The sequence below is a fragment of the Streptomyces sp. NPDC051677 genome (genome assembly GCF_044453465.1).
GTDB lineage: Bacteria > Actinomycetota > Actinomycetes > Streptomycetales > Streptomycetaceae > Streptomyces.
In genome coordinates, this window is the sequence record NZ_JBITCT010000008.1 from 69,541 (window position 1) to 81,596 (window position 12,056).

At 72.0% G+C, this 12,056-nt stretch carries 11 protein-coding genes and 2 pseudogenes; 6 read left to right on the forward strand and 7 right to left on the reverse strand.

Annotation, left to right across the window (positions count from 1 at the left end):
- Nucleotides 1-102, forward strand: a pseudogene (locus ACIBAF_RS11650) (1,4-beta-xylanase); the annotation flags it as partial.
- 27 nt (nucleotides 103-129) lie between these two features.
- Nucleotides 130-1,158, forward strand: coding sequence for a polysaccharide deacetylase family protein (locus ACIBAF_RS11655; RefSeq protein ID WP_399462994.1), 1,029 nt, complete (start codon nucleotides 130-132; stop codon nucleotides 1,156-1,158).
- A gap of 77 nt (nucleotides 1,159-1,235) precedes the next feature.
- Here ACIBAF_RS11655 and ACIBAF_RS11660 read toward each other — a convergent pair whose 3' ends face one another.
- Together ACIBAF_RS11660 and ACIBAF_RS11665 are read right to left on the reverse strand one after the other, a co-directional pair.
- The gene (locus ACIBAF_RS11660; RefSeq protein WP_399462996.1) at nucleotides 1,236-2,036 is read right to left on the reverse strand and encodes an NAD(P)-dependent oxidoreductase; all 801 of its coding nucleotides are present in this window, start codon (nucleotides 2,034-2,036) and stop codon (nucleotides 1,236-1,238) included.
- A gap of 68 nt (nucleotides 2,037-2,104) precedes the next feature.
- Nucleotides 2,105-3,070, reverse strand: coding sequence for an EamA family transporter (locus tag ACIBAF_RS11665; RefSeq protein WP_399462997.1), 966 nt, complete (start codon nucleotides 3,068-3,070; stop codon nucleotides 2,105-2,107).
- A gap of 79 nt (nucleotides 3,071-3,149) precedes the next feature.
- Between ACIBAF_RS11665 and ACIBAF_RS11670 the strand changes: the two genes are divergently transcribed.
- Both ACIBAF_RS11670 and ACIBAF_RS11675 read left to right on the forward strand, forming a co-directional pair.
- A complete protein-coding gene (locus ACIBAF_RS11670; protein ID WP_399462998.1) occupies nucleotides 3,150-4,037 on the forward strand; it encodes a LysR family transcriptional regulator in 888 nt (295 codons plus the stop codon).
- A gap of 77 nt (nucleotides 4,038-4,114) precedes the next feature.
- Nucleotides 4,115-4,705, forward strand: a pseudogene (locus tag ACIBAF_RS11675) (class I SAM-dependent methyltransferase); the annotation flags it as partial.
- Nucleotides 4,706-4,752: 47 nt separating this feature from the next.
- Here ACIBAF_RS11675 and ACIBAF_RS11680 read toward each other — a convergent pair.
- The 4 genes from ACIBAF_RS11680 to ACIBAF_RS11695 form a co-directional block, all read right to left on the reverse strand.
- Nucleotides 4,753-6,951, reverse strand: coding sequence for an MMPL family transporter (locus ACIBAF_RS11680; protein ID WP_399462999.1), 2,199 nt, complete (start codon nucleotides 6,949-6,951; stop codon nucleotides 4,753-4,755).
- 16 nt (nucleotides 6,952-6,967) lie between these two features.
- Nucleotides 6,968-7,879 carry an RNA polymerase sigma factor SigJ gene (gene sigJ, locus ACIBAF_RS11685; RefSeq protein WP_399463000.1) on the reverse strand — a complete coding sequence of 304 codons (912 nt, stop codon included), beginning with the start codon at nucleotides 7,877-7,879 and terminating at the stop codon, nucleotides 6,968-6,970.
- 99 nt (nucleotides 7,880-7,978) lie between these two features.
- Nucleotides 7,979-9,085 carry an acyltransferase family protein gene (locus ACIBAF_RS11690; protein WP_399463001.1) on the reverse strand — a complete coding sequence of 369 codons (1,107 nt, stop codon included), beginning with the start codon at nucleotides 9,083-9,085 and terminating at the stop codon, nucleotides 7,979-7,981.
- A gap of 71 nt (nucleotides 9,086-9,156) precedes the next feature.
- Nucleotides 9,157-9,531, reverse strand: a complete 375-nt coding sequence (locus tag ACIBAF_RS11695) for a BlaI/MecI/CopY family transcriptional regulator (protein ID WP_399463002.1) — start codon at nucleotides 9,529-9,531, stop codon at nucleotides 9,157-9,159.
- Between the two features lie 217 nt (nucleotides 9,532-9,748).
- Here ACIBAF_RS11695 and ACIBAF_RS11700 point away from each other — a divergent pair, with 217 nt between their 5' ends.
- Nucleotides 9,749-10,306, forward strand: a complete 558-nt coding sequence (locus ACIBAF_RS11700) for a DUF4396 domain-containing protein (RefSeq protein ID WP_399463003.1) — start codon at nucleotides 9,749-9,751, stop codon at nucleotides 10,304-10,306.
- A 93-nt stretch (nucleotides 10,307-10,399) separates the two neighbouring features.
- On the opposite strand, the gene ACIBAF_RS11705 is transcribed toward ACIBAF_RS11700, so the two are convergent.
- Nucleotides 10,400-10,744 carry a hypothetical protein gene (locus tag ACIBAF_RS11705; RefSeq protein ID WP_399463004.1) on the reverse strand — a complete coding sequence of 115 codons (345 nt, stop codon included), beginning with the start codon at nucleotides 10,742-10,744 and terminating at the stop codon, nucleotides 10,400-10,402.
- A gap of 536 nt (nucleotides 10,745-11,280) precedes the next feature.
- On the opposite strand from ACIBAF_RS11705, the gene ACIBAF_RS11710 reads away from it, so the two are divergent.
- Nucleotides 11,281-12,030, forward strand: a complete 750-nt coding sequence (locus ACIBAF_RS11710; RefSeq protein WP_399463005.1) for a hypothetical protein — start codon at nucleotides 11,281-11,283, stop codon at nucleotides 12,028-12,030.
- The last annotated feature ends 26 nt before the right edge of the window (nucleotides 12,031-12,056 follow it).

A 12,056-nucleotide genomic window follows, 5' to 3' on the forward strand; every position in this document is an offset into this window, starting at 1 on the left:
GTCCTCACCGCCAAACCCAACGGCAACGGCGACAACTGGGGCGTCACCATCCAGCACAACGGCAACTGGACCTGGCCCACCGTCTCCTGCACCGCGTCCTGATCCCGAGTCACAGGCTGGAGCACCCCCATGAAAGCCAGACCGCTGAAAGCCAGACCGCGTCTCATGATCCTGACGGCCGTCGCCACAGCCGCCGCGAGCACCCTCACCCTCGGAACGCCCGCCCTCGGGACCCCCACGCTCGGAACCTCCGCCCTCGGAACCTCCGCCCCGGCGCAGGCCGCCGTCTGCAGCGGATACGTCGGCCTCACCTTCGACGACGGCCCCGGCGGCACCACCACGGCCCTGCTCAACGCGCTCACGCAGAACGGGCTGCGGGCCACGATGTTCAACCAGGGCCAGTACGCCGCCGCCAACCCGTCCCTCGTGCGGGCCCAGGTGAACGCCGGCATGTGGGTCGGCAACCACAGTTACACCCATCCGCATCTGACGCAGCAGAGCCAGGCCACGATCGACTCGGAGATCTCCCGGACCCAGCAGGCCATCGCGGGGGCGGGCGGCGGCACGCCGGTGCTGTTCCGGCCGCCGTACGGCGAGACCAACGCGACGGTGAAGTCGGTCGAGGCCAAGTACGGACTGACCGAGATCATCTGGAACGTCGACTCGCAGGACTGGAACAACGCCAGCACCGACGCGATCGTCGCGGCGGCCGGCCGGCTCACCAACGGCCAGGTCATCCTCATGCACGACTGGCCCGCCAACACACTCGCCGCCATCCCGCGCATCGCGCAGGGGCTGGCCGCCCGCGGCCTGTGCGCCGGGATGATCTCCCCGCAGACCGGCCGCGCGGTGGCTCCCACCGGCGGAGGCGGTGGAGGAGGAGGCGGGGGCAGCAGTTGTACCGCGACTCTCTCCGCCGGTCAGCAGTGGAGCGACCGCTACAACCTCAACGTCGCCGTCACCGGCTCCAGCAACTGGACCGTCACCATGAACATCCCCTCCCCCGCCAAAGTCCTCTCCACCTGGAACATCAGCGCCGCCTACCCCAGCACCCAAGTCCTCACCGCCAAACCCAACGGCAACGGCGACAACTGGGGCGTCACCATCCAGCACAACGGCAACTGGACCTGGCCCACCGTCTCCTGCACCGCGAGTTGAGCCGCTGCCACGAGTCGAGCCGCTCCCCTGTCGGCCTCGGACTCCTCGTCCGGGGCCGTTCGCGTGGGCGAAGCCGGTCAGCGGGTGGCCGCCGAGGTGCTGGGCGTTCGGGGCCGAGGCGACCCGGGGCTCGCGTGGACGACCGTGATGTGACGGTCGGGGCCGGGCACGGGCGTCTCCAGTTCGTCGAGGACGGCGACGGCCAGGTCCTCGGCGCTGATCCACGAGCGGCCGTCGGCGGCGGTGAGCAGGGTGTCCGTGCCGCGCAGGTAGCGGCCGGTGCGTTCACCGGGTTCGAGCAGGGCCGGCGGGCTCAGGAAGACCCAGTCGGCGTCGGCGTCGGCGTGGGCCTGGCAGGCCCGCAGCTGAGCGATCCCGGCAGCGGCCACGGCCTTCAACTCGGCGGGCACGTACGCGGGGTTGTCGGCGACCAGGAGATCGGTGTCGTCGGAGCTGCGCAACGCACCGGCGCCGCCGACCACGAGGAGGCGCGCCCCGAGCTGTGCGGCGCTGTCCAGGACGGTACGGGTGGCGTCGACCAGGAACTCCTGGTCGACCGGCTCGGTCCGCACGGTCAGCACCACCGCATCCACCGCCTCTCCTTTCTCCACCGCGTCCCTTTTCTCCACCGCCTCTCCTTTCTCCCCGGCGTCTCCTTTCTCCCCGTCGTCTCCCTTCTCCCCGGCACGCGCCGCAAGGCGTGACAACGCCTCGTGTACGGCACGTGGGTCGCGGGCGTCGACCGCTACCGGCGTCACGCCCGGGTCCGCACTCGCCGGCTTCCGGGACAGGGCCAGCACTCGGTGTCCACGTGCGCGGGCCTCGGTGATCACCCGGCTGCCGACCGTCCCGGTGGCGCCGAGCACGGCGATCGTCATCCCTGCACCTGTCCCTGCACCTGTCCCTGCACCCGTACCAGTCCCTGCACCCATACCTGTACCTGTCCTCATCGGTTCCGTGTTCCTCTCAGGTTCGGGGCGTTGAGCTGCGCCGCGAGCAACGCGGCCAGGGCGAGGACGAAACCGACGGTCTGCGGCAGGCTCAGCGACTCGCCGAGCACGATGCCCACGACCGTGGCGACCAACGGCGACAGCAGCACCAGCGGTGCGGACGCGCCGACCGGCAGCGTGGCGATCCCCCGGGACCACAGGGCGTGCGCGATCAGCCCTCCCACGGTGCCGAGCCACAGGTAGCCGCCGACCGCTCCGGCGTCGAGCCGCGGCGGCGGCCCCTCGATCGCGAAGGTCAGCGGGAGCAACAGCAGTCCGCCGGACGCCAGTTGCCAGCCGGCCAGGGTGAGGGGTCCGACCCCCGCGGGACGCCCCCAGCGCTTGAGGAGGACGATCCCGGCGGCCATGGCCGCCGTACCGCCGAGGCCGGCGAGCACCCCCACGGCGTCCATCCGGGCCTCGGGTCCGAGCACCACGAGTCCGACGCCGGCCACGCCGATCACACCCCAGGTCAGCCGCCAGACCGTCGGCCGGTCGTGGAGCGCCGCGACGGCCAGCCCGGCGACCAGCAGCGGCTGCGCCGCGCCGAGGGTGGCGGCGACGCCGCCGGGGAGTCGTTGGGCCGCCAGGAACAACAGGGGGTACAGGGCGCCGATGTTGAGCACGCCGAGAACCACGGCCTTCCACCACCAGTCCCCGTGAGGGAGGACACGAGTGATCGCCAGGGCGAGCAGTCCGGCGGGCAGGGCGCGCATCAGCCCGGAGAACAACGGGTGCCCGGGCGGCAGCAGTTCGGTGGTCACGGCGTACGTGGTGCCCCAGGAGGCGGGGGCGAGTGCGGTCAGCGCGACGGTCGCCGTCTGCCGGCCGGGCGAGGCCCGCAACGGTGAACGCCCGATCGAAGTCGGGGTCTGCCTGCTCTGTGCGTTCTGCGTGTTCCGTGCGTCCTGTGTGCGCTGCATGTGCTGAAGTCTCGACAGAACCGGCCATGAATCCAAAGCATGCTTGTCATAGCAGCCATGAACAATGACGATTGATCGCGTGGATCTTCAACAGATGCGGTACGTCGTCGCCGTGGCCGAGACCAGCAACTTCACCCGTGCCGCGGAGCGCTGCTCGGTGGTGCAGTCGTCGCTCAGTCACCGGATCGCCGACCTGGAACGGGAGCTGGGAGTCAGGCTGTTCGCCCGTTCCAGTCGCCGCGTCGAGCTGACCAGCGCCGGAACGGCGTTCCTGGTCGGCGCGCGGGAGTGTCTGGCCGCCGCCGACCGCGCGGTGGCCGACGCCGCCGCCGCGACCGGCGTGGTGCGCGGCCGGCTCGCCGTCGGCGTGATCGTGACGACGGCCGCCGTCGACGTCCCCGAGCTGCTGCAGCGGTATCGCGCCCAGCATCCGGACGTCCGCGTCGTGCTGCGTTCGGGTCGCAGCGACGAGCTGGCGGCGGCGATCCGCAGCGGCGATCTGGACCTCGCCTTCCTCGGCCTGCCGGAGGGCGGGCGGCCGACCGGTGTGGAGACCGTCGTCCTCGATCACGACGAGCACGTCCTGGTGGTGCCGGCCGGGCACCGGCTGGCGGGCGCGGCCCGGGTCGCGCTGCGGGACACCGCCGACGAGACGTTCGTGGACTTCGTGGGCGGCACTCCCGCCCGAGCGCAGTCCGACCAGGCGTTCGCCGCCGCGGGCCTGGTCCGGGACGTCGCGTACGAGGCCGGCGTCGTCGAGCTGATCACCCGGCTGGTCGCGCGGGGGCTCGGCATCGCGCTGCTGCCGTCGGCGTACATCCGGCCGCTGGCCGCCGACGACCCCGAACTGGCGCTGGTCCCGGTGACCGACGGGCCGCATCGCGTCGAGTACCTGGCGTGGAGCCGGTTCAACCCCAGCCCGGCCACCCGCGCGATGCTCGACGTCCTCGGCGTCAGAGCACCGTAGACATCGGACCGTCGTCGACAGGCCGTCGGCGACGACGGCCTGCTTTCCCTACCATCCGCTTTCCCTACCATCGGACCATGTCCGAGACCTCGGTGACGCGTTTCTACGACGAGCTGGCCGACGACTACCACCTGATCTACGCAGACTGGGACGCGAGCGTGCGCCGGCAGGGCGCGGCCCTGGACGCGCTGCTGGGCCCGGACCGGGCGACGGTGCTGGACTGCGCCTGCGGCATCGGCACGCAGGCCGTCGGTCTGGCGCTGCACGGGCACCGCGTCACCGGGACGGACCTGAGCGCCCGCGCCGCCGCCCGCGCGGCCCGCGAGGCCGCCCACCGCGACGTCCCGCTGGCTACGGCCGCCGCCGACATGCGGCGGCTTCCGTTCGCCGACGCCCGCTTCGACGCCGTCGTCTGCGCGGACAACTCGCTGCCCCACCTCCTCACGGAGCAGAGCGTCCGCACCGCCCTGGCCGAGATGCGCCGGGTGCTGCGCCCGGGCGGCCTGCTGCTGATCAGCACCCGCCCCTACGACGACCTGCTGCGCGACCGCCCCGCTTCCACGCCTCCGCAGGTCCACCGAAGCCCCGACGGGAAGGAACGGACCGTCACCTTCCAGCTCTGGCACTGGCACGAGGACGGCGAGCGCTACGACCTGGAGCACTTCCAGCTGTTGCCGGCGGACGGGGACTGGCGCGTCCGGGTCCGCCGGACCAGCTACTGGGCGCTCGGCCCGGACCGGCTGGCCGGGCTCGTGGCCGAGGCCGGATTCATGGCTCCCGAGTGGCGGACGCCGTCGGAGACGGGCTTTTTCCAGCCACTGCTCGTGGCGCGCTCCGCCGCGTAGGCGTCGTGGCACCGGAACAGGCTGCTGGGCCACCACATCCAGCGGCCCACGTCCAGGGTGAGCGCGGTGACCAGGACCGAGCGGACGATCAAGGTGTCCAGCAGGACGCCGAACGCGACCGCGAAGCCGAGTTCGGCCGCGAACACCAGCGGGAGTGAGGCCATCGCCGCGAAGGTGCCGGCCAGGACCAGCCCCGCCGAGGTGATGACGCCTCCGGTCGCGGACAGGCCCGTCAGCGCGCCGCGCCGGGTGCCGTGCAGCAGTGCCTCTTCGCGGACCCGGGTGACGAGGAAGATGTTGTAGTCGATGCCGAGGGCGACCAGGAACACGAACGTCAGAAGCGGGAACGACGCTTCCGCCCCGGCGAAGCCGAACACGTGGTCGAACACCAGGCTGCTCACGCCGAGGGCCGCGCCGAACGACAGCACCACCGTCGCCATGAGCAGCAGCGGTGCGACGATCGCCCGCAGCAGCAGCGCCAGAATGAGGAACACCACCGCCAGCACGATGGGAATGATCACGTTGGAGTCCCGGGCGGCCGCTTTCTGCGTGTCGAGTGCGACCGCCGTGGTGCCGCCGACCTGCGCGTCCGCACCCTCGACCGCGTGGACGGCGGTTCTGGCCTGCTCGACGGTGCGCATCGCGGCCGTGCTGCTGGGGTCGTCCGTGAGCTCACCCAGCATGAGGGCGTCGCCGTCCTTGAGCGTCGGCGCCGAGACGGCGGCGACTCCCGGGACGTCGGCGAGGGCGGCCCGCACCCGCTCGGCCTGCTGCGCCGACGCGGCCCTGGCCACGACGTAGACGGGGTCGCCCGACCCGGCCGGGAAGTGCCTGGCCTGGATCTCCTCGCCGACGGCCGTCTGCGGTGTGCCGGTGAACTGGTCCTTGCTGGAGAGGCCGTCGGCCTTCAGCCCGAACACCCCGACCGCCATGACGCTCAGGGCGAGCGCGGTGCCGATCCACACGAGCCGCGGCCGACGGGAGACGGCCGTGCCGACCCGGGTCCAGACACCGCCGTCCGCGCCCTCCTCGGCCGCCCCGTGGGCCGGCTTCACCGGCCAGAAGATCCAGCGGCCGCAGACGACCAGCAGGGCCGGCATCAGGGTGACCATGGCGAGCAGCCCGACGAGGATGCCGACGGCGCAGGCCGGACCGAGTCCCTGGGTGGAGTTGAGGGTGGCCAGCATCAGCAGCGTCAGGCTGACCGCGACGGTCGCGGCGCTGGCGAGGATCGCCGGGCCGGAGCGGTACAGGGCCTGCGCCATCGCCTCGTGCCGGTCCTCGTGCCGCCGCAGTTCCTCCCGGTAGCGCGAGGTGAGCAGCAGGGCGTAGTCGGTGGCGGCGCCGAACACCAGCACGGTCAGGATGAAGCCGGTCTGTTTGTTGACGGTGAGTCCGGCGTGCTTGGCCAGCAGGTAGATCAGCGCCTCCGAGGTGACCAGGGCGCCGCCCACGGTCAGCAGCGGCAGCAGGGGCAGCACCGGGCTGCGGTAGGTGAGCAGCAGGATGACGACCACCACGGACGCGGTGATCGCCGTCAGGCTGCCTCCCGAGCTGAAGGCCTTGATCGAGTCGGAGGCCTGACCGGCCGGTCCGGTGACGTGGAACCCGAGGCCGTCGGCGTTCTTCTCGCCGACCTCGGTGAGCGCGTCGACGACCTTGCCGATCCCTTCCCAGCCCGTCCTGTCCTTGTGCACCTGGACCACGGTCTGGACGGCCTCGCCGTCCTGCGACGTCACCGGGCCCTGCGGTTGCCCCACGACGTTCGCGACGCCCTTGAAGGCCTCGGCGTCGGCCCGCGCCTTGCTCAGGTCGGCCGGGGTGACGCCCCCGGGCCGGTCGTAGATCACGATCGCGGGGACGGTGTCGTCGGGCCGGAACCTCTCGGCCCGCTCGACGACCGCGGTCGACTCCGCGTCGCCGGGCAGCCAGGCGGAGTTGTCGTTCTCCTCGACGTCGCCGAGCCGGCCCGCCAGCAGGACGGCCGGGACCAGCAGGGCCGCCCAGAGGGCGAGGACGACCCACTTCGTCACTCTGCCGCTGGGCAGGGACGCCATTTTCCGCATCATGTGGATCCCCCGGTGTTCAGTTGACGTGAGAGAGCTTGTCGGGGTTGGCGACGGTGTAGATCCCGCACACCTGATCGCCGTCCGGTGTGAGGTCGAGGACCATGACGGCGTAGGGGGTGTCACCGGCGAACAGCAGTGCCGACGGGTCGCCGTTGACCCTGCGGTAGACGACGTCGAGGCCCTGGCCGGAGCGGGGGGCGAGCGCGGCGAACAGCCGGGCGACCTTGTCCCGGCCGTGGACCGGACGCAGGCTCGCCGTCCGGGTCCTGCCCCCGCCGTCGCTCCACAGGGTCACGTCCGGCGCGAGGATCCGCAGGAGGGCGTCCAGGTCGCCGCCGAGCGCGGCGGCCAGGAACCGTTCGGTCACCTGCTGCCGGACGTGCGGGTCGGGCTCGTAGCGGGGGCGCCGGGCGTGCACGTGCTCGCGGGCGCGGTGGGCGAGCTGGCGGATCGCCGAGGGGCTGCGGCCGAGGATGTCCGCGATCTCGGTGTGCGCGTAGCCGAAGACCTCGTGCAGGACGAACACCCCGCGTTCCAGCGGAGTGAGCGTCTCCAGGACGACCAGCAGCGCCATCGACACCGACTCGGCGTGCACCGCCGCGTCGGCCGCGTCGTCGCCGACGGGCGGGTCCGTGAGGGGGCCGACCAGCGGCTCGGGCAGCCACGGCCCGACGTACGTCTCACGGCGGCGGCTGACGGCAGCCCGGTGGGCGAGGGCCCGGTTCACCGCGATCCGCACCAGGTAGGCGCGCGGCTGCTCGATCGGCTCCGCGTCCTGCTCCCGGTTCCTGGTCGCCCAGGACAGCCATGTCTCCTGTAGTACGTCCTCGGTGTCGGCGACGCTGCCGAGCATGTTGTAGACGATGGAGAAGAGCAGCTCACGGTGCTCGTCGAAAGCCGCCTGAGGATCTGGCGGAGAGTGGGACATCGCTGGGCCTCCCGTCACGGATGCGGTCCGTCGCGGACGCATTCCGAACTGAGAGGTATCCCGGCCCCCGGAGTGTGACATTCACACCGAGAATGTGATCTACGTCTCCCCTGCTGGGGCCCGCCTCCTGAACGCCCACTGCGCCCTCGGCTCCAGCACGCACCGGAAGACCCGTCGGACGGGCGGTGTGCACAGCAGGGTCACGGTCAGGGCTGCGGCGAGGGTGACCGCGACGGCGCCGAGCGGCCGGTGGATCCAGGCGGGGGCGTACCAGTGGGCGGGGCCGGCGGTCTGCTGGACGAAGCCGTGCAGGAGGTAGCCGTAGAGGGTGCCCGCGCCGAGTGCGGTGAACCAGGTGCGCCGTCCCGGCACGCAGGCCAGGAAGCAGGCCACCAGGATGACGGAGCAGCCGAAGGTGGCCGGCGTCGTGAGCAGGCCGTACCAGGCGGGCGCGCCGAGTTGTGCGGCGCTGTCGTCGTGGAAGAACCAGGCGTAGTCCATGCGGGGGACCGCCCAGTACGCCACCGCGAGGGCTCCCACGAGGACCGGCGCCGCCACGGCCCGCACCGCGCGACGGCGCACCAGCAGGAAGTGCTCCGGCCGCAGCAGCAGCCCGAGGACGAAGTAGGGCAGGAACTGCAGGACCCGTTGCAGGGCGAGGTCCTTGCCGATGGCGGAGGAGAGGGTCGCGAGCATCGCGACGGCCAGCGCGAGCGGCAGCGGCCACCGGACGAGCCGCCAGACCGGCGCGGTCAGCCGCCAGATGAACAGCGCGGCCAGGAACCAGGTCAGGTAGAGCGGGTCCAACAGGCTGACGTCACGGTCCGGGGCGTCGTCCGTCCATCGCGTGAACAGGGTGTACGCCACCTCGAAGACCACGTACGGCACGGCCACGCCGGTGATCAGCCGCCGGACGCGCTGCGGACTGCCGTCGAACCCGCGCGAGAAATAGCCGGAGACGACGATGAACGCGGGCATGTGGACGGCGTAGACGAGCGTGTACAGCGCGGTGACCGTACGACTGCCCTCGCGCAACGGCTCCCAGGCATGGCCGACGGCGACCAGGACGATCGCCAGGTACTTGGCGTTGTCGAAGAACGCATCCCTCTGCGGAACGTCCGCCTGCGGAACGCCCGTCTGCGGAACGTCCGCCTGCGGAACGTCCGCCTGCGGAACGTCCGTCCGTGTGGCCTGCCCGATGCCCATGCCTTCCTGCAGCGCAGCCGTGACACCTGTCCCGGCGCTGCTAACCGCCCTACGGCCGGGCAAACCTCCCGTCAGTCCTGCCGTCCCAGCAGTTCGCGCAGGAGCCGCTCGTCGTCGGGGCCGAGGCCGGTGACGAAGCTGGCGAGCACGGCCGCGCGATCCCGCTCGGCGTCCAGCACCCTGCGCATCCGGAGGGCGGCGAGCCCCGCCTCATCGGACGCGGGCAGCCACGCGAACGAGCGTCCGCCGCGCTCGCGGGTGACGGCGCCCTTGGCGAGCAGCCGGGTCAGAATCGTGATCACCGTCGTGTAGGCGAGGTCGCCGCCCAGGCGCTCCTGCACCCACCCTGCCGTGGCCGGTCGGTCCGCCTCCCGCAGCGCCGAGAGGACCAGCGCCTCCAACTCGCCCCGCCCCCGCCGCCGGGGACGCTGCCGGTGATCCGTCATGCCCTGGTCTCCTCTCCGCCGCCGTCCGTACCCACCCCGAACGGGTCTCTACAAAATCGTAGAAGAGGGTGACGGAACGATCTGCCGGACAGACAGCAACAGGGCGAACCCCAACCGGTTCGCCCCCGCCGTGCCCTGCCCACTGGATTTCAGATACCCCCAGGGGGTATACATGAGGGACAGGACGGCGGAGCCCGCCCGGGACGGAGAGGAAGCCATGCCCCACAGCGCCCACCACAGCGACCATCACGACGTCCACCGCAGCGACCATCACAGCGACCCTCACGGTGACCATCACGGCGATCACGCATCCCACGCACCCCACGCGGCGCACCGCCCGGGCGCCTCCTGGGAGATGGCGGTGAAGGCGACGCTGCACTGCCTGACCGGGTGCGCCATCGGCGAGATCCTCGGCATGGTCGTCGGCACGGCCTTCGGCTGGGGCAATGCGCCGACCATGGTCCTCGCGATCGCCCTCGCGTTCCTGTTCGGCTACTCCTTCACCCTGTTCGCGGTACGCCGGGCCGGGCTGGACCTCAGGGCCGCGATCAGGGTGGCGCTGGCCGCCGACACCGTGTCGATCGCCGTGATGGAGCTGGTCGACAACACCATCGTCGCCCTCACCCCGGGCGCGATGGAGGCCCAACTGTCGGACGGGCTCTTCTGGTCGGCCCTCCTGGGCGGCTTCGTGGTCGCCTTCGTGATCACTACGCCGGTGAACAAGTGGATGATCGGCCGGGGCAAGGGCCACGCCGTCGCCCACGCCCACCACTGACCCGCTCGTACGGCCGGCGCACCTCCACACCGCAGTCCGCCCGCCGGCACTCCACCCGCCGGCGGCCCAGCGCCCGCCGCCCGCCCGGCCGCCTCACAGCCTGCCGAACGCCACGCCCCGCCAGACCCACCCCGCCGTCAGGACCGCCTCCCGCAGCCGGTACTTCAGCTCCACGGGGTCGAAGCGGTCCACCTCGGCGAGGTGGCGGCGGCCGTCGGGGCCGCGCTCGAGCTCCCAGCGTCGGGAGACCGTGACCAGCTGGCCGCGGCTGAACCCGCGCGACACCGTCAGCCGGGGCGGATCGCCGATCCACTTGGCCTCGTGCTGCTGGTCGATGTTGCGCACCTCGTGGGTCTCCGGCACCAGCCGCAGCCGGGTCTCGAACGTCTGCTTGAGCTGCGTCCGCACGAAGTACGTCTGCCAGGCGGTCTCCCGCACCCGCCACTCCGCGACCAGGTCGCCGCGCTCCTGGGGCAGCGGGGGGGGGGGGCGCGCGCGGGCCGGGCCGCCCCACCCCCACCCCACCCCCAACCCCCAACACCCCCCCCCCCCCCCCCCCCCCCCCCCCCCCCCCACCCCCCCCCCCCCCCCCCCCCCCCCCCCCCCCCCCACCCCCCCGCCCCCCCCCCCCCCCCCCCCCCCCCCCGCCCCCCCCCCCGGCGGGCCCCCCCCCCCCCCCCGCGCCCCCCCCCGCCCCCCCGCCCCCCCCCCCCCCCCCCCCTGCCCGGACCTCCTCGACGGAACGCGGCACGACCCCGCTCTCGGGATATCTGGTTCCGGTCAACTTGTCGAAAAAGGCCATCGGATCAACCTATTACAAGCTTGATGGCGGAGAAAAAATACGCCAGGGATCGGCATCCGACCCGGTGACGGCGACGATCGCCGCGGGGAGAAATCCAGCGGGCCCACGCCCCAGCCCCCGCACCCGCACCCGCACCCGCACCCCGACCCGGTCCCGATCGGAGCACCCCTGGATGAGCAGCAGCCTTCGCGACCTTCTGGTCAACCTGGCGTCCGCGGCGATCGCCTTCGTGGCCGGCTGGTCGTTCGGCAGGGTGCGCGACTTATGGCGGTTTCGCAGCATGCGAAGTTTCTGGAAGCCGTTCGTCACCAGAGACCTCAGGGTCGTGACGTCGATCTTCATCAAGGAAGAGCACTACATCTGGGAGCGGTCCGGACTGGTCGGCGTCGGAGACGTGCTGGCGCTGAACGAACTGCGCCAGCAGTTGCAGCGGGCGGGAGTCGGCCATCTGCCGCTGACGCCCAGCCACCAGCTGACCGGCCCCGAACGCCAGGGCAACCTCGTGCTGGTGGGCGGGCCGCACTCCAACCAGGTGACCGCCGAGGTCATGCAGCGGCTGCCCGTGACGTTCACCTTCGGCTCGGTCGACGCCCACGACGCGAACATCTATGACGCGACCACCGGGGAGGTCATGCGCTGTGTCATGGATTCCCATGACCAACTGGTCGTCGACCAGGGCATTCTCATTCGCGCGGCCAACCCGTTCAACCGGGAGCGCCACATCGTCATCCTCGCCGGGAGTTTCGGGTTCGGCACGAGCGCCGCGGCGCGACTCCTGTCCGATGCCGGCTTCCTCACCGACCCGGTCGTCGCCGAGGGGCAGCCGTTCGAAGCCGTCTTCTCCGTCGAGATAGTCGGCGGCACGCCTCAGCAGATCGATCTGAAGGAGCTGCGCCCGCTCGCCCCCGCGCCCCGCCATTAAGCTCCCCTCATGGGGAGAACCGCAGG

Coding starts and splice junctions, on each gene's coding strand:
- ACIBAF_RS11655 (WP_399462994.1), top strand. CDS start 130: ATGAAAGCCAGACCGCTGAAAGCCAGACCGCGTCTCATGATCCTGACG.
- ACIBAF_RS11660 (WP_399462996.1), bottom strand. CDS start 2,036: ATGACGATCGCCGTGCTCGGCGCCACCGGGACGGTCGGCAGCCGGGTG.
- ACIBAF_RS11665 (WP_399462997.1), bottom strand. CDS start 3,070: ATGCAGCGCACACAGGACGCACGGAACACGCAGAACGCACAGAGCAGG.
- ACIBAF_RS11680 (WP_399462999.1), bottom strand. CDS start 6,951: ATGATGCGGAAAATGGCGTCCCTGCCCAGCGGCAGAGTGACGAAGTGG.
- sigJ (WP_399463000.1), bottom strand. CDS start 7,879: ATGTCCCACTCTCCGCCAGATCCTCAGGCGGCTTTCGACGAGCACCGT.
- ACIBAF_RS11690 (WP_399463001.1), bottom strand. CDS start 9,085: ATGGGCATCGGGCAGGCCACACGGACGGACGTTCCGCAGGCGGACGTT.
- ACIBAF_RS11695 (WP_399463002.1), bottom strand. CDS start 9,531: ATGACGGATCACCGGCAGCGTCCCCGGCGGCGGGGGCGGGGCGAGTTG.
- ACIBAF_RS11700 (WP_399463003.1), top strand. CDS start 9,749: ATGCCCCACAGCGCCCACCACAGCGACCATCACGACGTCCACCGCAGC.
- ACIBAF_RS11710 (WP_399463005.1), top strand. CDS start 11,281: ATGAGCAGCAGCCTTCGCGACCTTCTGGTCAACCTGGCGTCCGCGGCG.